This is a genomic window from Nonomuraea sp. NPDC050451 (assembly GCF_044458585.1).
In genome coordinates this window covers 98,866-119,396 of record NZ_JBITHZ010000031.1, presented here as the reverse complement: position 1 = coordinate 119,396, position 20,531 = coordinate 98,866, and the positions used below count along the sequence as shown (strand labels likewise).

Annotated in this window: 22 protein-coding genes; 12 read left to right on the top strand and 10 right to left on the bottom strand. The window is 69.6% G+C overall.

The window, feature by feature from the left end; genetic code table 11:
* Nucleotides 1-205 precede the first annotated feature (205 nt).
* Nucleotides 206-1,507, bottom strand: a complete 1,302-nt coding sequence (gene aroA, locus ACIBI9_RS51295; RefSeq protein WP_397234491.1) for a 3-phosphoshikimate 1-carboxyvinyltransferase — start codon at nucleotides 1,505-1,507, stop codon at nucleotides 206-208.
* Nucleotides 1,508-1,636: 129 nt separating this feature from the next.
* Between aroA and ACIBI9_RS51290 the strand changes: the two genes are divergently transcribed.
* Nucleotides 1,637-2,383 carry an SOS response-associated peptidase gene (locus ACIBI9_RS51290; protein WP_397234489.1) on the top strand — a complete coding sequence of 249 codons (747 nt, stop codon included), beginning with the start codon at nucleotides 1,637-1,639 and terminating at the stop codon, nucleotides 2,381-2,383.
* Between the two features lie 154 nt (nucleotides 2,384-2,537).
* Entirely contained in the window at nucleotides 2,538-2,870 is a 333-nt protein-coding gene (locus ACIBI9_RS51285) for a TraR/DksA C4-type zinc finger protein (protein WP_185068375.1), read from the top strand.
* Between the two features lie 61 nt (nucleotides 2,871-2,931).
* Here the strand turns inward: ACIBI9_RS51285 and ACIBI9_RS51280 are convergent, their stop codons facing one another.
* The gene (locus ACIBI9_RS51280) at nucleotides 2,932-3,672 is read right to left on the bottom strand and encodes a methyltransferase domain-containing protein (protein ID WP_364854281.1); all 741 of its coding nucleotides are present in this window, start codon (nucleotides 3,670-3,672) and stop codon (nucleotides 2,932-2,934) included.
* 234 nt (nucleotides 3,673-3,906) lie between these two features.
* Between ACIBI9_RS51280 and ACIBI9_RS51275 the strand changes: the two genes are divergently transcribed.
* The 7 genes from ACIBI9_RS51275 (at nucleotide 3,907) to ACIBI9_RS51245 (ending at nucleotide 10,287) form a co-directional block, all read left to right on the top strand.
* Nucleotides 3,907-4,512: a sigma-70 family RNA polymerase sigma factor gene (locus tag ACIBI9_RS51275; protein WP_173526616.1), complete on the top strand. Its 606-nt coding sequence runs from the start codon at nucleotides 3,907-3,909 to the stop codon at nucleotides 4,510-4,512.
* Nucleotides 4,513-4,547: 35 nt separating this feature from the next.
* The gene (rsrA, locus tag ACIBI9_RS51270; RefSeq protein ID WP_387580059.1) at nucleotides 4,548-4,775 is read left to right on the top strand and encodes a mycothiol system anti-sigma-R factor; all 228 of its coding nucleotides are present in this window, start codon (nucleotides 4,548-4,550) and stop codon (nucleotides 4,773-4,775) included.
* 9 nt (nucleotides 4,776-4,784) lie between these two features.
* Complete coding sequence (locus ACIBI9_RS51265) at nucleotides 4,785-5,726, top strand: NAD-dependent epimerase/dehydratase family protein (protein ID WP_397234487.1); 942 nt, start codon at nucleotides 4,785-4,787, stop codon at nucleotides 5,724-5,726.
* A 225-nt stretch (nucleotides 5,727-5,951) separates the two neighbouring features.
* Nucleotides 5,952-7,301: an HD-GYP domain-containing protein gene (locus ACIBI9_RS51260; RefSeq protein WP_397234485.1), complete on the top strand. Its 1,350-nt coding sequence runs from the start codon at nucleotides 5,952-5,954 to the stop codon at nucleotides 7,299-7,301.
* A complete protein-coding gene (locus ACIBI9_RS51255) occupies nucleotides 7,298-8,590 on the top strand; it encodes an HD-GYP domain-containing protein (protein WP_397234483.1) in 1,293 nt (430 codons plus the stop codon). Before ACIBI9_RS51260 ends, ACIBI9_RS51255 begins: the two co-directional genes overlap by 4 nt.
* Before the next feature lie 96 nt (nucleotides 8,591-8,686).
* Nucleotides 8,687-10,042, top strand: coding sequence for an acetyl/propionyl/methylcrotonyl-CoA carboxylase subunit alpha (locus ACIBI9_RS51250; RefSeq protein WP_397234481.1), 1,356 nt, complete (start codon nucleotides 8,687-8,689; stop codon nucleotides 10,040-10,042).
* 32 nt (nucleotides 10,043-10,074) lie between these two features.
* Nucleotides 10,075-10,287, top strand: coding sequence for a biotin/lipoyl-binding carrier protein (locus ACIBI9_RS51245; protein WP_379522368.1), 213 nt, complete (start codon nucleotides 10,075-10,077; stop codon nucleotides 10,285-10,287).
* Nucleotides 10,288-10,384: 97 nt separating this feature from the next.
* Here ACIBI9_RS51245 and ACIBI9_RS51240 read toward each other — a convergent pair whose 3' ends face one another.
* Nucleotides 10,385-10,774 carry a thioesterase family protein gene (locus ACIBI9_RS51240; protein WP_397234479.1) on the bottom strand — a complete coding sequence of 130 codons (390 nt, stop codon included), beginning with the start codon at nucleotides 10,772-10,774 and terminating at the stop codon, nucleotides 10,385-10,387.
* A gap of 271 nt (nucleotides 10,775-11,045) precedes the next feature.
* On the opposite strand from ACIBI9_RS51240, the gene ACIBI9_RS51235 reads away from it, so the two are divergent.
* Nucleotides 11,046-12,629 (top strand): serine/threonine protein kinase, encoded by a 1,584-nt coding sequence (locus ACIBI9_RS51235; RefSeq protein ID WP_397234477.1) that lies wholly within the window; start codon nucleotides 11,046-11,048, stop codon nucleotides 12,627-12,629.
* Between the two features lie 3 nt (nucleotides 12,630-12,632).
* On the opposite strand, the gene ACIBI9_RS51230 is transcribed toward ACIBI9_RS51235, so the two are convergent.
* The 7 genes from ACIBI9_RS51230 to ACIBI9_RS51200 form a co-directional block, all read right to left on the bottom strand.
* Entirely contained in the window at nucleotides 12,633-14,273 is a 1,641-nt protein-coding gene (locus ACIBI9_RS51230) for an acetolactate synthase (RefSeq protein WP_397234475.1), read from the bottom strand.
* Nucleotides 14,274-14,322: 49 nt separating this feature from the next.
* A complete protein-coding gene (locus tag ACIBI9_RS51225) occupies nucleotides 14,323-15,102 on the bottom strand; it encodes a DUF4097 family beta strand repeat-containing protein (RefSeq protein WP_397234473.1) in 780 nt (259 codons plus the stop codon).
* A complete protein-coding gene (locus ACIBI9_RS51220; protein WP_397234471.1) occupies nucleotides 15,099-15,755 on the bottom strand; it encodes a response regulator in 657 nt (218 codons plus the stop codon). The genes ACIBI9_RS51225 and ACIBI9_RS51220 overlap by 4 nt, the downstream gene beginning before the upstream one ends.
* Nucleotides 15,746-16,909: a histidine kinase gene (locus ACIBI9_RS51215; protein WP_397234469.1), complete on the bottom strand. Its 1,164-nt coding sequence runs from the start codon at nucleotides 16,907-16,909 to the stop codon at nucleotides 15,746-15,748. Before ACIBI9_RS51215 ends, ACIBI9_RS51220 begins: the two co-directional genes overlap by 10 nt.
* Before the next feature lie 77 nt (nucleotides 16,910-16,986).
* Entirely contained in the window at nucleotides 16,987-17,697 is a 711-nt protein-coding gene (bioD, locus tag ACIBI9_RS51210; RefSeq protein WP_397234467.1) for a dethiobiotin synthase, read from the bottom strand.
* Between the two features lie 39 nt (nucleotides 17,698-17,736).
* A complete protein-coding gene (locus tag ACIBI9_RS51205) occupies nucleotides 17,737-18,021 on the bottom strand; it encodes a hypothetical protein (RefSeq protein WP_397234465.1) in 285 nt (94 codons plus the stop codon).
* Nucleotide 18,022: 1 nt separating this feature from the next.
* Nucleotides 18,023-18,205, bottom strand: coding sequence for a hypothetical protein (locus ACIBI9_RS51200; RefSeq protein ID WP_397234463.1), 183 nt, complete (start codon nucleotides 18,203-18,205; stop codon nucleotides 18,023-18,025).
* A 170-nt stretch (nucleotides 18,206-18,375) separates the two neighbouring features.
* On the opposite strand from ACIBI9_RS51200, the gene ACIBI9_RS51195 reads away from it, so the two are divergent.
* Together ACIBI9_RS51195 and ACIBI9_RS51190 are read left to right on the top strand one after the other, a co-directional pair.
* Nucleotides 18,376-18,627, top strand: a complete 252-nt coding sequence (locus ACIBI9_RS51195) for a GntR family transcriptional regulator (RefSeq protein ID WP_397234461.1) — start codon at nucleotides 18,376-18,378, stop codon at nucleotides 18,625-18,627.
* A 142-nt stretch (nucleotides 18,628-18,769) separates the two neighbouring features.
* Nucleotides 18,770-20,530 carry a hypothetical protein gene (locus tag ACIBI9_RS51190; RefSeq protein ID WP_397234459.1) on the top strand — a complete coding sequence of 587 codons (1,761 nt, stop codon included), beginning with the start codon at nucleotides 18,770-18,772 and terminating at the stop codon, nucleotides 20,528-20,530.
* Nucleotide 20,531 lies beyond the last annotated feature (1 nt).

The window sequence follows — 20,531 nt, the reverse complement described above, 5'->3', positions numbered from 1 at the left end:
GTGCGGCCGTCCCCGGTCAGGCCGGGACGCGTCGTCGGCCGGTCGGTGGTGATGGGGGATCGGGCGCCGCCGCGGGCAGGCCGGGGTGGCGCCGTGCAGGTGGATCTTTTCCTCGCCGTACGGGCGGCGGACCCTCACGGGCCGCCCTTCTCCGACGTGCCCGGCGTTTTCTCCGCGAAACCCGCGCACGCAGGCAGGCGCCGGGTCACCGCGCCTCCAGCATCCCGGCCCACATCTGGACGAACTCCGGCAGGGTCTTGGCGGTCGTCGCGATGTTCTCCACCTCCACGCCGGGCACCCTGAGGCCGATCACGGCTCCGGCCGTGGCCATGCGGTGGTCGTCGTAGCTGTGGAAGGTGCCGCCGTGCAGCGGGCGGGGGCGGATGATCAGGCCGTCGGCGGTCTCCTCCGCGTCGCCGCCCAGCCGGTTGATCTCGGTGGCGAGCGCGGCCAGCCGGTCGGTCTCGTGGCCGCGCAGGTGGGCGACGCCCCGGATGTGGCTCGGGGTGGTCGCGAGCGCGGCGAGGGCGGCGATCGTCGGGGTCAGCTCGCCCACCTCGTGGAGGTCGGCGTCGATGCCGGTGATCTCGCCCGTGGGCCGCCCCGTGACCACCAGGTCGGCTCCGTCGGGGGAGCGGGTCACGGTGGCGCCCATCGCGGTGAGGAGGCCGCGCAGGGCGTCGCCGGGCTGCGTGGTGCGCTCCGGCCAGGTGGGGATCGTCACGGTGCCGCCCGTGACGAGGGCGGCGGCCAGGAACGGGGCCGCGTTGGACAGGTCGGGCTCCACCGTCATGTCTCTGGCCGCGATCGGGCCGGGCTCGACGCGCCACATGTCGGACTCGCTGTCGTCTACCGTGACGCCCGCCGCCCTGAGCATCTCCACGGTCATCTCGATGTGCGGCTGCGAGGGCACCGGCGGACCCACGTGGCGGATCGTGATGCCCTTCTCGAACCGCGCCGCCGTCAGCAGCAGCCCCGACACGAACTGCGACGAGCCCGACGCGTCCAGCGTGACCTCGCCGCCCGCCAGCGGCCCGCTGATCGTGAACGGCAGCGCGTCGTTGTCGATCCTGGCGCCCAGCGAACGCAGGGCGTCGAGGATGGGGCCCATCGGGCGCTTGCGGGCGTGCGGGTCGCCGTCGAAGGAGACCGGGCCGTCGGCCAGGGCGGCCACCGGCGGGACGAACCGCATGACCGTGCCGGCCAGGCCCGCGTCGATGCTCGCGCCGCCCCGGATCGGGCCGGGCGTCACATGCCAGTCGACCCCCGCGGCGCTCTCGTCGGCGGGCTCCAGGGTGGCGCCCAGGGCCCGCAGGGCCGACGCCATCAGGTCCGCGTCGCGGCTGCGCAGCGCCCGGCGCACGATGCCGGGGCCGTCGGCGAGCGCGGCCAGGACGAGCGCGCGGTTGGTCACCGACTTCGAGCCGGGCAGCGGGACGGTGGCGGTGACCGGAGAGGTCGCCGTGGGCGCGGGCCAGTGCGGCGTGGGCGTGGTCGGAGCGGGCATGGTCAAAGAGTACTGGGAGTGGTAGGGCGAGGGTCACAGCCTGTGGACGGCGTCGAGCGTGCCGTCGTGCCTGTGGACAACGGGCGAGATGAACATGCGGGCGAAAGCCGTACGTGGCAGTGTGGGGTTATGTGCGGTAGATACGCGTCGGCGCGCAAGAAGCACGAGTTGCTCGAGGAGTTCGAGGTCGAGCAGGACGGCGACCCCGACAAGGAGCTCGGGGCCGACTACAACGTCGCGCCGACCAAGAACGTCTACGCCGTGCTGAGCCGGGTGCCCAAGGAGGCCGAGCGGGCGGTGCGGCAGCTCAGGATCGTGAAATGGGGCCTGGTGCCCGCCTGGGCGAAGGACCCGTCGATCGGATCCCGGCTGATCAACGCCAGGATCGAGACGGTGGCCGAGAAGCCGTCGTTCCGCCAGGCGTTCGCCAAACGCAGGTGCCTGCTCCCGGCCGACGGTTACTTCGAGTGGATGCCGGTCGAAGGCGAGAAAAAGAAGAAACAGCCGTACTTCATCCATCCCGAGGACGGCGAGGTGCTGGCGATGGCGGGCCTGTACGAGTTCTGGAAAGACCCGTCACGGGCCGACGACGATCCCCTCAAATGGCTGGTCACCTGCACCGTCATCACCACGGACGCCGAGGACGAACTCGGCCGCATCCACGACAGGATGCCCATGATGATCGAGCGCGAACGCTGGGCCGAGTGGCTCGACCCCAAGCTCACCGACGTCGAGCAGGCCACGCGGCTGCTGGTGCCCGCCGAGCAGGGGCGGCTCACTGCCTATCCGGTCTCCACTGACGTCAACAACGTCCGAAACAATGGCCCGGACCTCATCAAACCACTACCGGAAGAGGAGGAAACCGCACTTTTCTAAAGGTGTAAGAAGCACGGTAAGTGGGCATCCGGTGAGGAAAGCGATGCATCCGTTTACTCGGTGTCACCGCCATAAATGCCCCTAATTGCACCGGGCGGGACAACCGGGGAGTCCTAGCCGCGGGTTGCCGTGATTCACCCGGAGGTGCGGATTCGTGGACGTCACGACCGCTCGTGAGCGGCTGGAAGACATGCTCGCAGAACTGGACCGATCGATCGGGGTCCTCCAGGGCGACCCCGTCGCCGTGCGCGAGCACTCGGCGGCCGACGCAGGCTCCGACCTGACCGACGCCGATCGGGCCCAGGCCATGCTGACCGTGGCCACATCACAGCGGCGCGCCGTGGTCGAGGCCATCAAACGCCTGGAGCAAGGCGTGTACGGCCGGTGCGTCGACTGCGCCAAGCCGGTGCCGGAAGGGCGGCTGGAAGCCCGTCCGGAGGCCGCGCGGTGTGTGCAGTGCCAGGGCAAGAGGGAGCGACGCCGCTGAGCGAGCCGGGATGCCGCCGGACACGAAGAACGGCGGCACACCTCTCTGCAGCCGGGCGGAGTCAGCTTTTGCGGCAGCTGGCGACCAGATGGATGCCGACCGTGTCGTCGTCGTCCGGATGGGCCTCCAGCTCCGTACGCACCAGGTAGTTGAGCGCGCGTGCGTCGGCCCCGAGCACGTGGTCGACCGTGGACGGCGACAGCACCGTGCGCGGCCGCATCCACTCCACCTCCAGCCCGGCGCCCATCAGCAGCTCGCGCAGCTGCCCGCTGCTGAAGCACCGCGTGATGCTGCCGTCCGGCCACGGCACGAGCATGACCTCGCCGGTCTGCCGCAGGTGCTGCCACTGCTCCTGCTCGGCCAGGATCGCCATGCCGAGCACCAGCGAGTCGACGCACACCAGCGCCCGCCCGCCCGGCCGCAGGACCCTGGCCACGTCGCTCATCGCCGACTCGGCCATCAGCTCGATCGACATGACGCGCTCTTCGGCGAGCACGGCGTCCACGCTCGCGTCCGGCAGGAACGCCAGATCGTCGGCGCGTACGTGGCGGACCCGGTCGGCGTCCCGCAGCCCGGACCGCCCGTCGACGGTGCGGCGGAAGTCGAGCACCTCGATCACCTTGTGCCCTGCCCTGGCCACCTGGCCGGACCAACGCCCCCGGCCGCCGGAGAGATCGAGGATGACGGAGGGTTGGCCGGGGAGCCAGCGGTTGAGTTGTTCGGCGGCGACGGCGCGGTAGAAGGTCCAGTACGGCCCAAGCGTCCCTGAGCCGTTCAGTTCCTCGGCCGGAATGGGCAGCACACGCGACTCCTGAGTTCCGGGTAAAGGGCTACCAGCCGGTACGTATGGACGTTCCCCGCACCGGGTCCTTCGTACCTTCTATCTTGCGGGAACAGACAAGGGCGCGGGCGTGTTGCGACGAGCATGCTCACTATGGCAAGACCCCTCCCCACTGACCGGCAAGGCACCGGCCAGCGGGTATCCTCCCCTGAGTACGGTGTTCCGCAACAGCCGGCCACCGGTGATCTTAGGGGGGTGGGTCCGGTGCCCGCGACAGGCGCGGAGACGCTGGAGCAGCGAAGCGAGCGATTCGAGCGCGACGTCATGCCGTATCTCGAGCAGCTCTACTCCGCCGCGCTCCGGATGACCCGGAATCCCGCGGACGCGGAGGACCTGCTTCAGGAGACCTTCGCCAAGGCGTTCGCGTCGTTCCACCAGTTCCAGGAGGGCACCAATCTCAAGGCGTGGCTCTACCGGATCCTGACGAACACGTTCATCAACAGCTACCGCAAGAAGCAGCGTGAGCCGAAGCAGTCCGGCACGGAGGAGATCGAGGACTGGCAGCTCGCGCGGGCGGAGTCGCACACCTCGAGCGGGCTGAAGTCGGCCGAGGTCGAGGCACTCGAGCATCTGCCCGACGGCGACATCAAGCAGGCGCTGGCGGCCCTGCCGGAGGAGTTCAGGATCGCGGTCTATCTGGCCGACGTCGAAGGCTTCCCCTATAAAGAGATCGCCGACATCATGGGCACTCCGATCGGCACCGTGATGTCGAGGCTGCACAGAGGACGCAGGCAGCTCCGGGGCCTCCTTGAGGACTATGCTCGTGAGCGGGGTCTGGTCCCGGCGGAGGGATCGAAATGAGCTGTGGCAACCCGCATGACACCGACTGTCGCGAGGTGCTCGACAAGGTTTACGCCTATCTCGACGGCGAGCTGACCGAGACCGACGTCGTCGAGATCCGCGTGCATCTCGAGGAGTGCGGCCCGTGCCTCCAGGAATATGACCTGGACAAGGCGATCAAGGCGCTCGTGCACAAGCACTGCGGCTGCGACCCGGTCCCCGGCGATCTGCGTTCCAAGGTGCTCGCCCGCATCGCACAGGTCAGGGCGGAGCTGGCCGACTAGGATTCCCCCATGCGCGTGTTGGTCACCGGGGGTGCCGGGTTCATCGGGTCCAATCTCGTCGATCGCCTGCTCGTCGAGGGGCACGAGGTCGACGTGGTGGACGACCTGTCGTCGGGGTCCAGGGAAAACCTGGCCGGAGCCGCCTCCAGCGGCCACTTCCGGCTGCACGTGCTCGACGTGCTCGATCCCGCGCTGACCGGCCTGGTGGCGGAGCTGCAGCCGGAGGTCGTCTGTCATCTGGCCGCGCAGATCAGCGTGCGCAAGAGCGTGGCCGACCCCCGCAACGACGCCAGGATCAACGTCGAGGGCACCGCGTCCGTGCTCGCCGCGGCCCACGAAGGGCGGGCCCGCAAGGTCCTGTTCGCCTCGTCGGTGGCCGTCTACGGCAGGCCCAACACGATCCCCGTGCCCGGCGACGCGCCCACCGATCCGCGCTCGCCGTACGCCGCGTCGAAGCTGAGCGGCGAGACGTACCTCGCCGCGTTCCGCGCCCTCTACGGCATCGAATACACCACGCTGGTGCTCTCCAACGTCTACGGCCCGCGCCAGTCGCCCGAGGGCGAGGCGGGCGTGGTGTCGATCTTCACCGACGCGCTGCTGGGCGGCACGCCCACGGTCGTCTACGGCGACGGCACCCAGACCCGCGACTACGTCTACGTCGAGGACGTGGTCGACGGCTTCGTCCAGGCGCTCGGGCAGAGCGGCAACGGCCGCAGGTTCAACCTCGGCACCGGCATCCAGACCACCGACCGCCGGCTCCACTCGCTCATCGCCGACGCGGCGGGCGCTCAGGACAAGCCCGGGTTCGCGCCGCCGCGCGTGGGCGACCTGCCCGCGATGGCCGTCGATCCGGTGCCGGCCCACGAAGGGCTCGGCTGGCAGCCGCGTACGGACCTGCCGACAGGTGTGAAGAAAACCGTCGAATGGGCCCGAAATCGTCGCGTGAAGTAGTGGCTTGATTACGCTTTGCTTGCGATTTCCGACTCCGCCCTTGCGGCGACGTCGTCTTCTGTAGCGTTGAACCCCAGAACTCGACGTGGAGGCATGTGGATGTTCAAGGCTATGGTCGCCCGGCTGCTCACGGCCGTCGTCATGCTCACTCCTGTGGTCATGCTGATCGCTGGGGGAGTGCTTCCCCCAGGGGTGTCCTGGACCTGATGTCCGTAGGGGGCCGCAATGCGTGATCTGCCGTGGCCTGCAAGGGTCTATCTGGTCGCCGTGATCGGCGCGGCGGTCGCTCTCATGGTGCGCAGCGTCATGGTCTCCGGGGCTCCCGTGGCCCCGGAGGACCTCGACGTCCTGCTGGTGCTCGCCCTGCTGTTCCTGGTGTGCGAGTCGATGCCGACGCTGCTCAACGTGGAGCAGTTCGCGGTGTCGGTCAGCTTCTCCGCCTCGCTGGCGGCGGTGGTGCTGATCGGGCCGGAGGGCGCGGCGGTGGTGGGGCTGACCGCGATGGTGAGCGTGCGGCCCGGGCTGCCGCTGATCAAGCGGCTGTTCAACGGCGCGCAGTTCGCCATCTGCGGCTACGTGGCCGGGCGGGTCTACGAGGCGCTCCACGGTCAGGTCGGCGTGCCCCAGGTCAACGCCTTCGACGATCTCATCGGCCCCTACGCCGCCGCGATGGCGGTCTTCGTGCCGCTCAACATCGCGCTCACGCTGACCATGATCGGGCTGGCCACGCGGGTGCGGGCCACGGAGGTGCCGCTGCGCGGCATGGCCCAGTTCCTGCTGTCCTATCTCGGATACGGCACGTTCGGGCTGCTGGTGGCCGGGCTCTGGGCGACCGTGCAGTCGATCTCGGCGGTGCTGGTGCTGCTGCCGCTGTTCGTGGCGCGGTGGGCGTTCGGCCAGTATCACGCGCAGCAGCGCTCGTACGACGCCACGATCGCCGCGCTCTGCCAGGCCGTCGAGACCAAGGACTACTACACCCGGGGCCACTGCACGCGGGTCTCGCTCGCCTCCTCCATGATCGCCCAGGAGATCGGCATGGGCCCCGAGCGCGTACGGGCCATCCGCTACGCGGGCATGCTGCACGACGTGGGCAAGCTCGGGGTGCCCACCAAGGTGCTGCAGAAGGACGGGCCGCTCACCGAGGAGGAGTTCGCCGCGATCCAGCTCCACCCGATGCGGGGCCTGGAGATCGTCCGCGGCATCGGGTTCCTCGACGAGGCGTACGCCGGGATCATGCACCACCACGAGCGCCACGACGGCACCGGCTATCCCATGGGGCTGGCCGGTGACGAGATCCCCGAGTTCGCCAAGGTCATCGCGGTGGCCGACGCGTTCGACTCGATGACCTCCGACCGCTCCTACCGGGGCGCCAGGCCCGTCACGGAGGCGCTCGACGAGCTGCGCAAGACCGCGGGCACCCACTTCGACCCCGTCATGGTCGCGGCCTTCATCCGCGTGCTCGACCGGGAGCCGTGGCAGCCGCCGCGCAAGGTCGAGGCGCCGCCGCCCGACGAGACCCCGATCAAGGACCACGACGACCCGACCATGCCCATCGAGGTCGTGACCGGGCAATGATCACCACGGAGCGCCCGAGGCGCGCAGAACGCTCTCTCAACACGGTCTTCCGCCGGCTCGACTCCGGCCAGCTGCTGCTCATCTGCGCGGCGGGGCTGGTCGCGATCGCGGGCGTCGCCCACACCGCGGCCGTCGGGCTCGACCGCACGGAGATCGCGGTCGGGTTCGGGGCGCTGATCGCGGTCGGCGAGCTGGCCAGGCTCACCATGCCGGGCAACCGGGAGGTCGCGCCCATCGGCGCCGCCGCCGCGCTGGGCTACACGCTGCTGCTCGACCTCAGCCAAAACCCGCTGCGCCACTCCGCCCTGCAGGTCGTCGCCGTGATCGCGGTCGGCATGGCGGCCGGCGCGCTCCCACACCTGGCGGTCGGCCGCCCGCCGCGGCTGGACGCGATGGCGCGGCGGCTGCTCACCGGCGCGTTGCTGGCCTTCGCGTTCCGGCCGCTGGCCGACCCGCTCTACCTGCTGACCAAGCCGCCGACCAGCACCTGGTGGCCGGCGCTCGCGGTGATGGTCACGCTCATCGCGATCACCCTCATGATCGACGTGCTGATCGCCGCGCTGCTGCGGGCCGAGCGGCTGCGCACCTCGTTCCGGGTGGCCGTGCGCGACGAGGTCAACATGGCCTTCCCACTGGGTGCCGCCGTGGCCTCGTCGGGCGTGCTGCTCGCGCTGGCCACGCACAGCATGGACCTGGTGGCACTGCTGGTGTTCGCGGCGCCGCTGCTGGTCACGCAGGTGGCCTTCCGGAAGTACGCCGGGATCCGCGCCACCTACCTGCAGACCGTACGCGCGCTGTCGCGGGTCACGGAGGTCGGCGGCTACGTCGAGCCCGGGCATTCGCGCCGGGTGAGCCGCCTGGCCGTGGCGATCGGCAGGGAGCTGGGCATGTCCGAGCCCGAGCTGCTCGAGCTGGAGTACGCCTCGCTGATGCACGACATCGGCCAGCTCTCGCTGCGCGACCCGATCCCCGGCGGCGCCACCGTCCTCACCGAGCCCGACCAGGCGCGGCGCATCGCCGAGCTGGGGGCCGAGGTGATCAGGCAGACCGGCGTGCTCGACCGGGTCGCCGACGTGGTGCGGCGCCAGTGCGATCCGATCACCGACGACCCGCCCCTGTCGAGCCGCATCATCAAGGTCGCCAACGCCTATGACGACCTGGTGGGGCCCTCGACCGACCGCGACCGCGCGGGGGCCGCGCTGGAGCGCATCCGGCTGGCTTCTGGCAGCGCGTACGATCCCCATGCGATCGAGGCGCTCACCCGGGTGATCGACCGCGGGCGCGTCTAGCCCGTACGAATTGTGGGGTTCCTACAGATCATGATCGCCGGATCGGTGGTTTAGAGGGAAAGGAGCCGCGGCGGTCGCGGCTTTAGTGTGGTCGGCGTGTTAACTGAGACGCTCGGACCCGTTCTGGTCGCCAATCGAGGGGAGATCGCGCGGCGGGTCATCCGCACGGTCCAGCGGCTGGGGCTGCGCGCCATCGCCGTTCACTCGGAGGCCGACGGCGACCTGCCGTTCGTGCGCGAGGCCGACGAAGCCGTGCTGATCGGCCCGGCCGACCCCGCGCAGAGCTACCTCGACGCCGGCAAGGTGCTGGAGGCGGCCCGCGCGACCGGTGCCAAGGCGATTCACCCCGGTTACGGGTTCCTCGCGGAGAACGCCGCGTTCGCCAGGGCCGTGATCGACGCCGGGCTGGTGTGGATCGGCCCCGCGCCCGAGGCCATCGACAGGATGGGCGACAAGATCAACGCCAGGAACCTCATGGAGAAGGCCGGCGTGCCGGTCGCCGCGGGCACCCGCGAGCCGGTCACCGACCTGTCGCTGGCGCTCAAGGCCGCCGACGCCATCGGCTACCCGGTCATGGTCAAGACGGCGGGCGGCGGCGGTGGCATCGGCATGAGCGTGGCCCACGACGACGAGGGCCTGGCCAAGGCGTTCGAGCAGGCGGCCAGGGCGGCCGCCAGGTTCTCGGGCGACGCGCTCGACGGGCCGGCCGTGCTGCTCGAGCGCTACATCGAGCGGGCCCGCCACGTCGAGGTGCAGATCCTCGGCCTGCCCGACGGCCGGGTCGTGGCGCTGGGCGAGCGCGACTGCTCCGTACAGCGCCGCCACCAGAAGGTCGTCGAGGAGTCGCCGTCCCCCGGCATCACCCCCGAACTGCGCGAGCGCATGCTGGCCGCGGCCGTGCGTGCCGGCGAGGCCGTCGGCTACCTCGGTGCGGGCACCGTCGAGTGCCTGGTCGACGCCGACGAGCAGGACTTCGTGTTCCTGGAGATGAACACCCGGCTGCAGGTGGAGCACCCGGTCACGGAGCTGGTCACCGGGCTCGACCTGGTCGAGCTGCAACTGCGGGTCGCGGCCGGCGAGAGCCCCGAGGTGCGGCCCGCGACCACCGGGCACGCGATCGAGTTCAGGGTCTACGCGGAGGACCCCCAGCGGTTCTTCCCCGGACCCGGCACGATCACCGCATGGGTGGAGCCGGACGGAGAGGGCGTACGCGTCGACTCCGGTTACGCGGCGGGCAACACGGTCACCCCGTTCTACGACCCGCTGATGGCCAAGCTCTGCGTCCACGGCGAGACGCGCGCCGACGCGCTGGAGAAGGCGCGCAAGGCGGTGGACGCGTTCGTCGTCGAAGGGCCCAAGAACAATCTGCCGTTCTGTGCGGAGCTGCTGGACAACGCGGAGTTTGTTACTGGTGTCTATGACACTGGTCTGGTTGGGCGGATGCGGGCCTAAGGTGAGTACATTGATTCCAGAGGGGAGTTCCGGTGGCTGAGGTACGCGCTGAGATGGTGGCGAACGTCTGGAAGGTCGTCGTCAAGGAGGGCGACACCGTCTCCGACGGCGACACGCTGGTCATCCTCGAGTCCATGAAGATGGAGATCCCGGTGCTCGCCGAGGACGAGGGCGTGGTGGCGCAGCTCAAGGTGGCCGAGGGCGACGTGATCCAGGAAGGCGACCTGATCGCCGTCATCGAGTAGCGCTGTGTTCATGGCCTCCACTCCGTGGAGGCGGGCTCGGTCGCTGGAGAGCCGCCGCCTTCCTTCGTCGCTCTGGTCGCTTCGCTCCTGCCGCTCCTCAGTCCAGGCGGCGGTGCGACCGAGCCAAGAACTTGGCGCGGTCGACGACGATGCGTTCGATGGTGCCGCGGCCCACGACGGCGTGTTTGTCGTGGGCCTCGAAGGCGAAGACCAGCCGCCGCCCGTCGACCTCGGTGAGCTCGACGCCGATCTGCACGTGCGTGCCGAGCGGGCTGGCGGCCAGGTGTTCGAGCTCGACTCTGGTGCCGACCGACGTCTCGCCCGGCGCGAGGTGCTTCTCCACGGCCTGTACGGTCGCCGCCTCGGCCAGCGCGAGCAGCCGCGGCGTGGCGAGCACCGGCACGTCCCCGCTGCCGAACTTCTTCGCGGTGTCCGACATCTCGACCATGATGAGCAACTGGGCGCGGAGACCCGGAGCGAGCGTCATGGGGTCAGCCTAAGGCGGGCCGCGCCCGGCGGCGGCGGTCGCACCTGTCTAATGGGTCAGCCGACTTCCCGGAAACGCGGACAAGTGCGGGCATAAGGCCCCAGGATAGGGTGTGTACGGCTTAAGACATTTGAGTGGCATGTGAGACAGGTGAGTCGTACACTCTCTGAGTTCCGTGACCACTGTGTGACCTGTCCGCGATGAAAGTTCGCTTTGTTGGAGAGCCGCGGGGTGCAAGAGGTTACAGGTGTAGGGGGGTAACGGGGGAGTCATGGTGGCCCAAGGAACGACGCTGGCGGGGCGGTATCGGCTGGACACCCGCATCGGCGCCGGCGGCATGGGCGAAGTGTGGCGCGGAGAGGACATCGTCCTGGCCCGCACCGTCGCCGTCAAGGTGCTGCTTCCCGGCCGTACGCAGGACCCCGGGTTCGTCGCTCGCTTTCAGGGGGAAGCGCGCGCGATGGCCACGATCAACCACGCCGGCGTCGTCGACGTGTACGACTACGGCGTCAGCGGCGACACCGTCTACCTGGTGATGAAGTTCGTCGACGGCGAGCCGCTCGACCGGCTGCTGGCCAGGCTGGGCAGGATCCCGCCGCAGGCGGCCATGGAGCTGATCGCGCAGGCCGCGTCGGCGCTGCAGGCCGTGCATGATCGGGGGATCGTGCACCGGGACGTCAAGCCGGGCAACCTGCTCGTGCAGCGCGACGGCACGCTGGTGCTGACCGACTTCGGCATCGCCCGCTCCGACCTGGCCAACCGGCTGACCGACGCCGGCATGGTGCTCGGCACGGCCGCCTACTGCGCCCCCGAGCAGGCCGAGGGCGCCCCTGTCACGCCCGCGGTCGACATTTACGCGCTCGGCGTGGTCGCGTACGAGTGCCTGGTGGGGCAGCGGCCGTTCGACGGCGACAGTGCGGTCACGATCGCGCTCAAGCACATCCGCGAGGCCCCGCCGCCGCTGCCCTCCGACATCCCCCAGGCCGTGCGCACGCTGGTCGAGGTCGCGCTGTCCAAGGACCCGGCCAGGCGCTTCCCGACCGCCAGGGCCATGAGCGAGGCGGCCAAGGCCATCGCGAGCGGGCAGACGCCCGCCCCGGCTCCCGAACAGCCGGTGTTGACCACCGGGGCCACCATGGCGCCGCCGGTGGACGCGTACCAGACGGGTGCCCATCAGGCGTGTCCCGCCGAAGAGACGACGACGATGGCCGACCGGCGCCCGGGCGGCCGCCGTGCGGCCAAGGCGCCGCGCAGGACCGGGCTCATCGCGGGCATCGCCGTCGCGGTGGTGCTCGGCGCCGGTGCCACCGCGGTCGCGCTGACGGGCATGACCACCGGCGACCCCACGCCGACGGCCACCGCCTCGTCGGCAGGGTCGGAGAGCACCCCCAAGCCCTCCAAGAGCAAGTCCCCGAAGCCCCCCGTGGAGGAGCCGACTCCGGACCCCGAGCCGACGACCGGAAGGCCGCGGCCCACGGACACCGAGCAGATCAGGCCGCCGACGAGGACGCCGACGAAGACGCCCTCCAGCACGCCGAGCGTCACCAAGACGCCGACCAAGACCCCCACGAGCACCCCGACGCCGACCGTCAAGAAGGCACGCGTGCCCAAGGTGGTCGGGCTGCCGTTCCTGAAGGCGCAGGAGATGGTCGAGGCGGCGGGCTTCGAGGAGATCATCCCCGACGACCGGACCTCCACCTCCAACGGCATGCGCTGTGGCAAGGTCAGCCAGACCGCGCCGGGCGGGGGGACGGTGCAGGACGTGACCAAGCCGGTCACGCTGGTCATCGTCGACGGCGTCTGCCCGGAGGACGCCACCGGCAGCCCCTCGCCCAGCGCCACGCCCAAGCCGTAGGTCTCACACCCCCGTGGTGTTGCGGGGGTAGGCGATCTGCGGGTCGGTGGCGATGTTCACGAGGTACGGGATGCCGGAGTCGAATGCCCTGCGCAGCGCCGGCCCGATCTCCGACGGCTTGGTGACCAGCTCGCCGCCTCCGCCCAGCGCGGTCACGACCTGGTCGTAGCGGCACTGCGGCTGGAGCTCGGCGGCCACGTCGTAGCCGTACAGGAGCTGCATGGGGTGCTTCTCCAGGCCCCAGATGCCGTTGTTGCCGCAGATCATGACGACGGGCAGCTTGTGGCGGACGAGGGTGTCGACGTCCATGAGCGAGAACCCGGCGGCGCCGTCGCCCAGCAGCAGCACCACCTGGGAGGACGGCCTGGCCAGGCGGGCGGCTACCGAGTAGCCCAGGCCGGTGCCGAGGCAGCCGTACGGGCCGGGGTCGAGCCAGTTGCCCGGCTGCTTCGGCTCGACGTACTTGCCCGCGTAGGAGACGAAGTCGCCGCCGTCGCCGATCACCACGGCGTCGTCGGCCAGGACCTTGCCCAGCTCGCCGTACACGCGCATGGGGTGGATCGGGTCGGAGTCGGAGGCCAGCAGCTCGGCGTCGCCCGCGACGGCCGCGGCGGCAGTGTCGGCCAGCCTCGACACCCAGGAGGCGTACGCGTCGGGTTTGACCCCGGCGTCGCCGCAGGCGGTGCCGAGGCTCCAGAGCACCACGGACAGGTCGCCCGCGGCGGACGCGGCCGGCTGCATGTGGGTGGCCAGCTGGGACGGCGCGTCGGCGATGTGCACGACGCGGGCCAGCGCGTCCTGGCTGCCGAACCAGCCGTACCCCAGGCGGAAGTCGAGCGGCGTGCCGATCACGATGACCAGGTCGGCCTGCTTGAACGCCAGGCTGCGGGCCCGCGTGACCAGCAGCTCGTGGCCCGAGGGCAGGATGCCGCGGCCCTGGCCGTTGGGGATGACCGGCAGCCGCCACGTCTCGGCGAAGTCGCGGGCGGCCTCCTCGGCCCGGTCCATCCACACGTCGGACCCGTAGACCAGCACGGGCCGCTCGGCCTCGGCCAGCAGCCGCGCGATGGCGGCCAGGTCGTCGGGGTCGGGCTCGAGCGGCGACGGCGTCTGCGTCCGCACCTCGTGCGCGCGGGAGGGGGAGAACAGGTGGTCCATGTAGAAGTCGAGGAAGACCGGGCCGCGATGGGGCGCGACCGCGGTACGGAAGGCCATCTCGACGTCCTGGCCGATGGACTCGGCGTCGGCCGCGGTGAACGACAGCTTGGTGATCGGCTTGAGCAGCGGCGGGTGGTCCAGCTCCTGGAGGGCGCCGCTGCCCCAGCGCGACTGGGGCGCCCTGCCGCCCATGACGACGACGGGGGAGCCGTTGAAGTGGGCGGTCGCGACGCCGCTGACGCCGTTGGTGATGCCGGGGCCCGCGGTCAGCACGGCCAGGCCCGGTTTTCTGGTCAGCCGGGCGGTCGCCTCGGCGGCGAAGACCGCGCTCTGCTCGTGGCGTACGTCGAGGATGCGCATGTCCTCGTGTACGGCGCCGTCGTAGAGGGGGAAGACGTGCCCTCCGGACAGCGTGAACATGGTCTCGACGCCGTAGGCCTTGGAAACGGCGACAGCGGCGTCACCGGCGTGCTTCGCAGACTCCATGCCGGGAACTTACCAACCAGTCACCAGAGTAAACAGATCTTAAGGATCTTCAGTCGCAGCAGACGGACACCCTGCCCTTCGGCGCCCTCACGACGATCTTCCGTGGTGACGAGGGGTCCTGATCAACGTCGATCTTGGTCTCGCCTCCCTCCGCCGTCACCTGGTAGACCGTCCTCGGGAGGTCCAGGCTGACGTTGCCCGCCGTCCGCACCACCGCGTTGACGGTCGTGGGGGCGCTGGCGAACGACAGGTCGACGTCCCCCGAGCCGATCTCCACGTCGGCCGCCTCGACGTCGAGATCCCTGGCATGGATGTTGCCCGTCCCGCTCCTGGCCCAGATGGTGCCGGAGAGGTTGTTGACCAGGAGGTCGCCGGCGACGGTGGACAGGCGCACCTTGCCGAACAGATCGTTCACGCTGAGCCGGCCGTTGCCCGTGCCGGCCTCGACGTCGGTCTCCGGCGGCACGTAGATCACGTAGTCGGCCCAGCAGACGGGACCGTTCGGCTGTTCCTCACCGGGGCAGACGGCGTCGAGCTGCAGGGTGCTGGAACGGACGTCCCAGTCCTCGGTGATGGTCGGCCGTTGCCTCGACCAGCGCAGGGACCTCGCGATGAGCAGCTCGCCCGCCTTGCCGGGCAGGACGGTCAGGTCGACCTGGGTGCCCTTGCCCGTCCTGATGCGTATGTTCTTGTGCTCGAAGGCGATGGACCTCTGCGTGTTCTCCTCCGGCAGCCTGGCTCGCGCGACCCCGCGCCAGAGCCCCACGGTGGAGAACAGCAGCGCGATCGCGGTCGCCACCGCGCCCGCCGCCAGCCAGGCGGCTCTCACGGCAGGCTCCTGATCTTGAGGAACTGCAGGACGGCGAGCACGCGCCGGTGGTCGCCTTCGGCCGGCGACAGGTCGAGCTTGGTGAAGATGTTGCCGATGTGCTTGCCGACCGCCCCCTCGCTGAGCACCAGGGCCTGGCCGATGCCGGCGTTGGAACGGCCCTCCGCCATCAGCTTGAGCACCTCGTGCTCCCTGGGCGTGAGCCGTTCGAGCGGGTCGCTGTTGCCGCGCAGCAGGAGCTGGGCCACGACCTCCGGGTCGAGCGCGGTGCCGCCGGCGGCCACCCTGCGCAGCGCGTCGATGAACTCCGCCACGTCCGCCACCCGGTCCTTGAGCAGGTAGCCGACCCCGCCCGTCGCGGCCGAGGCCAGGAGCTGGGCGGCGTAGCGCTCCTCGACGTACTGCGAGAGCACCAGGACGGCCAGGCCCGGCTGCTGGCGGCGCAGCACGAGCGCGGCGCGCAGGCCCTCGTCGGTGTGCGTGGGCGGCATCCTGACGTCCGTGATGACCAGCTCGGGCTTGTGCTCCGCGGCCGCCCGCAGCAGCCCCTCGGCCTCGTCGACCGCCGCCACCACCTCCATGCCGGAGGCGTCCAGGAGCCTGATCAGCCCTTCGCGCAGCAGTACGGAATCCTCCGCGAGCACTACTCGCACGGCAGGTCCACCTCGATCGTCGTAGGGCCGCCCAGCGGGCTGGACAGCCGGAGCGACCCGTCCACCGAGTCGATCCGCTGGGCCAGGCCACGCAGCCCCGTGCCGCCGTCAAGCCGGGCTCCGCCGCAGCCGTCGTCGTACACGAGCACATACAGGCGCTCGCGCTCGCGCCGCACGCTCACCTCGGCCCTGGTGGCCGCCGCGTGCTTGGCGATGTTGGTCAGTGCTTCGGACACGATGAAGAACGCCACCGCCTCGATGGTCGGAGTGGCACGCCGCTCGATGTCGACGCGGAGTTTCACGGGGAACGGCGCGCGGGCGGCCACGCCGGACAGCGCCGCGTCCAGGCCCTGGTCGTTCAGTACGGCCGGATGCAGGCCCCGTACGAAGTCGCGCAGCTCCTTGAGCGCCTGCTTGGCCTCCTCGTGCGCCTGCGCGATGGCCTCGCGCGCCGGTTCGGGCAGGTCGGTCAGGGTGGCCCTGGCCAGGCCGAGGTTCATGGCGAGGGAGACGAGCCGCTGCTGGGCGCCGTCGTGCAGGTCACGCTCGATCCTGCGGCGCTCGGCGTCGGCCGCGTCGATCACCCCGGCCCGGCTCTCCGTCAGCGTCTCGATCCGCTGGCCGAGCTCCGAACGGCTGGGCCCGAGCAGCGTACGCGCCACTGACAGGTCCAGCGCCGCCATGCCGCGCGCCAGCAGCGGCGCGAGCACCAGGAGCACGAGCCCGATCACCATGTAGATCGCCACGACCTTGCCGTCCCTGAGGTCGAACTCCTCGAACTCCATCGGCGGAGGCTGCAACCTCTGCGGCAGGAACGACAGCAGCCCCACGATCGCCCCTCCCCACGCCACCGCCACCAGGAACGCGCCCGCGAACCCCACGAACGGCGACAGCAGGTGGTAGCCGATCTGCCGCCACGTGGCCGGGCTGCGCCAGCTGCTCGGGGAGCGCACGGGCGGGATGTGCGCGCCCAGGAACGCCTCGAACCTGGACCGCTGCACCCTCGTGAACAGCGGCACTCTCCGCATCAGCAGGGGCGGCCACACGGCCAGGACGAGCGTCAGCCCGCCGAGCAGCACGGCGACCGGGAGACCGATCATCACGTGGGCCGTGTCGAGCCACGCCCGCACCGACCACGGACGGGGGACTTTCATGGCTCAACGGTATTGAGCAGCGGGTGAGACGCGAAATAGCCCTGGTGTGCTGATGAATGGTGGGGTTTTCCCCACCCTCAAAGCGCCGCCTTGAACCCGGCCGGATCGAAAGAGCCCCCCAACATCACACCCAGCCCTCTCCGTGCCACCTCGGCGAACTCCTCCCCGCCCATCCTCCCGGCCCCTTCGGGCAGCACCCCGGCCAGCGGTCGCGCGGCCAGCATCTCCAGGTCGCACACGCAACTCCGCTCGACGATCCCGGGCTCGTCGGGCCAGCTCCCGATGACGATCCCCGTCGGCTCGAGCCCCCGATTCGCCATCGCCTCCAGGGTGAGCGCGGTGTGGTTCACCGCCCCCCGCCCGGGCCGGACCACGACGAGCACCTGCGCGCTCAGGGACCGGGCAAGGTCCCCGATGGTCCCGCCGTCCTCGTCGAACCTCTCGAGCAGCCCCCCGGTCCCCTCCACGATCACCAGGCGGCTGCTCTCGGCCAGCTCCCGCACAAGCTGAGCGACCTCGGCCAGCGACACGGTCGGCACTCCGGCGAACCGGGCGGCAGCGGCGGGGGAGAGCGGCTCGGCGAACCGGCCAACCTCGAAGGTATTGGTGACGCCGGACAACCGGATCACATGGTCCAAGTCCCCGACCTCACCGGGCGCCATGCCGGTCTGAGCGGGTTTGACCACGGAGACGGAAGACCCGCGCCGCAACGCCAGCACCGCCAGCGCTGCGACCACCACGGTCTTGCCGACCGCCGCGTCCGTTCCTGTGACGACGAGAACGCTCACGTGACCAGCCTAGACGGGGTGCCCACTCAACCCAGGTTCTCATCGAGCCTCGCCGCGCAGGATCTGCTCGAAGGTGTGCCTGGCGACTGCGGTCAAGGTCCACGCGGTTTCGTGGACGGTCTGCTTTTCGCGATCGGTACGGCGGACGAACCCCTGGCCAGCGGCACTACACAGCTCGTATGTCGTCCCGCGGCATTCGCGGGTGTGCGACACCACGCGGATACGCGGTGCCCGGGGGGCCGGTTCGTACCAGGTCAATTCGAGGTGGCCCGGCAAGGGCGGGGCGACGTGCGGACCGTGGAAGTCGGGGATCTCGCGCGCCATGTCACCAGGTCCTTCCTTCGAAGACTTCGACGAGGTTCTTGAGCGCGAAGTCGACGCGGGACATGACGAGTTCGTGGATGTGATCCCCTCCTGGGGGCAGCCGGTATCCGTGCCTCTCGAGTACGGCCTGGATCTCTGCTGTCAGGCGAGGATCGAATCGCAGGTCTGTGGTTGTGTCAGCCATGGGCGAGACCTCCATTGTCCGATCAAGGACCTGTACGGGCGTGGCCCCGCTGATGTGGGCCCGACTCCGAGGACTGAGAGATGAAGGACATGGTAGCTCGGCTAGGCCGTGGCTGGCCATGGCCGGGCCTGCCTATCTCGGGATAATCCTGGCCGCCTAGCCTTCCAGTCGTGAGAATCGATCCGGACGGGCTGCGAGCGCCCTACCTCCAGCTCGCGGACGAGCTCCGCGCCCGTATCGAGGCGGGCGAGATCCCACCTGGCCGCAAGGTGCCGTCTCAGACGGAGTTGGAAGAGAAATCCGGCCTGTCCCGGAACACCGTGAAGAAGGCGCTCGACGTACTCAAGAACGAGGGCCTTTTGATCACCGCGCCTGGACGCGGGCTGTTCGTCGCTGACCGGCGCGACACCGAACCGGACTGACGCTGAGGACGCGCGGCCGTCAGGGAGTTAGGTCTCTGGTCGGCCCAAACCCAGTAGCTATGTCAGCGCTTGAGGCATTTACCTGCATTGCCCGTTGTGTTTAACTCCCGCCCTGTAACCCACACCCTCTGGGAGGAGACCCATGGGGGAGTTCGTTGGGATCGACCCCGGTAGAGCTGATCAGCTGATCCAGCAGATGGAGGCCAGCAAGAGAGTCCTAGGCAGCACGCGACCCGGACTTGAGGCGGCCATCGCCGAGGCGGGGGAGGCGTGGACCGGCTGGCAAGGGGCAACCGCCATGCACAGGTCCTGGGCGTTCTTCGACGAGAGCCAGCGAGACCTCAAATGGCGGATCGACACGATCCGGCGCATGGTTCCGAGTGGGGCAAAAGGTCTGGTGACCGCGTTCTTCGTCTTCGCCAATGAGCCCGAGGCCGCCCAGCGGGGAAAGGGCGATGCCGCGGCCATTGCCGAGGTACTCAAGCGGCACAACGTCGAGAACACAGTGGAGAGTTGGCGCAAGGTGGCCGACGCGCTGGCGGCCACCGGAGACAAGGTCGACGATCCCGCCTATGCCGCCGCTCTGCTGGAAGCTCTCGGTCCGGACGGGTTCCGGGCGGTGTTCATGCACTGGATGAAGGACAAGGGACCGGCTGCCATGCAGAAGGGCGTGCCGCCTGGCACCCTTGAGCAGGCCCAGGGAAGCCTCGGTCAGCTCGCCCGGGCCTACAGCAGTGCGGAAGGCGCCGGGCGGTTGGGTGAGGAATGGCGCGGGAAGCTGGTGGAAACGACTGAGCCCAGCGTTCTTGCCTCGCTGGTTGCGCTGGCCATGCAGTCTGACACGTTCCTCAACCAGGTGGCCACGCAGCTCCTGGGCCGCCCTCTTGGCGCCGAGTCCTCGGCGGGCCAGAAATGGAACTTGAACGCGCTGGTCGAAGCCTACGACGCCAACCCACAGGCGCTGCAAAGGCTGCTCGCTGAGAACAAGCAGGTGTCGGACTGGCTGCTGCACCCGGGGCGATTTCGTACTACCGGAATCTCCGGCTTCGAAGAGCGGCTTGCAGGCGTGCTGGACAAGGCTCTGAAACCAGGTGTCGGCGTCACCGACCTGCGCGACCGAGCGTGGCTCAACCTCATCAACAGTCTCGGCGCAGAGAACACTCCCTGGATCGGCGGGCAATGGGGAACCTTCAAGGACTCGCCGGTCGGCCGATCGCTGGCCGAGAATGTCAGCCCTTATCTCGACCAACTCGCCCGCGGCCAGGCCAAGCTCTCCTCACCGGATCTTGTCGCGCTGCATCCGGCTCCGCCCTGGGACAAGCTCGATCCAGGGGTGGCCTCTCGGTTTATGGGGGCGTTGATGCAGGACAAGGCTGCGGCGAGCACCCTGATGAAGGGGTCGCACGACTACACGGTTGGCTTGGACATTGGGCGTTTCCGGCCGTTCGGGGACGAGAGCACGCAGGCCGAGTACACCTCGCGGACCGCTTTGGCGGGCGGGTTGGCGAACCTGGTTGTGAGTGGGTCCACACATGCGGAGTGGAGCGACGACGAGTACGCGGAGTGGCTCGCGGACACCATGACGCTGCCCATCGACTGGCTTTCCAACAAGTACTGGTCGATCAACGATCCAACGACGGCAACGGCTCGGGACAAGGGTCTGGACGACACCAAGAACGTGTTCAAGGACATGATCACGGGTTACTTCGACGAAAAGACCCCCGAGAATGCGAGAAAAGTCGCCGACCAGGTCGCGACGCAGCAAGCTCGATTGGTATTCGAATCGCTAGAGCAGCATGGACAAAAGCCGCTGAGCATCTACCAGCAAGATGAGGTGCGAATGGCGTTTCGAGGCAGGCTCTATAACGCGCTAATCGACGCGCTAGAAAAGCGAGGCGGATGAG

Excerpts from the sequence above, each read along its gene's own strand:
- ACIBI9_RS51240 (WP_397234479.1), bottom strand. The coding sequence starts at position 10,774 with ATGACGCTCGCTCCGGGTCTCCGCGCCCAGTTGCTCATCATGGTCGAG.
- ACIBI9_RS51290 (WP_397234489.1), top strand. The coding sequence starts at position 1,637 with ATGTGCGGTAGATACGCGTCGGCGCGCAAGAAGCACGAGTTGCTCGAG.
- ACIBI9_RS51235 (WP_397234477.1), top strand. The coding sequence starts at position 11,046 with ATGGTGGCCCAAGGAACGACGCTGGCGGGGCGGTATCGGCTGGACACC.
- ACIBI9_RS51230 (WP_397234475.1), bottom strand. The coding sequence starts at position 14,273 with ATGGAGTCTGCGAAGCACGCCGGTGACGCCGCTGTCGCCGTTTCCAAG.
- ACIBI9_RS51255 (WP_397234483.1), top strand. The coding sequence starts at position 7,298 with ATGATCACCACGGAGCGCCCGAGGCGCGCAGAACGCTCTCTCAACACG.
- ACIBI9_RS51265 (WP_397234487.1), top strand. The coding sequence starts at position 4,785 with ATGCGCGTGTTGGTCACCGGGGGTGCCGGGTTCATCGGGTCCAATCTC.
- ACIBI9_RS51205 (WP_397234465.1), bottom strand. The coding sequence starts at position 18,021 with ATGGCGCGCGAGATCCCCGACTTCCACGGTCCGCACGTCGCCCCGCCC.
- aroA (WP_397234491.1), bottom strand. The coding sequence starts at position 1,507 with ATGCCCGCTCCGACCACGCCCACGCCGCACTGGCCCGCGCCCACGGCG.
- ACIBI9_RS51200 (WP_397234463.1), bottom strand. The coding sequence starts at position 18,205 with ATGGCTGACACAACCACAGACCTGCGATTCGATCCTCGCCTGACAGCA.
- ACIBI9_RS51190 (WP_397234459.1), top strand. The coding sequence starts at position 18,770 with ATGGGGGAGTTCGTTGGGATCGACCCCGGTAGAGCTGATCAGCTGATC.
- ACIBI9_RS51215 (WP_397234469.1), bottom strand. The coding sequence starts at position 16,909 with ATGAAAGTCCCCCGTCCGTGGTCGGTGCGGGCGTGGCTCGACACGGCC.
- ACIBI9_RS51260 (WP_397234485.1), top strand. The coding sequence starts at position 5,952 with ATGCGTGATCTGCCGTGGCCTGCAAGGGTCTATCTGGTCGCCGTGATC.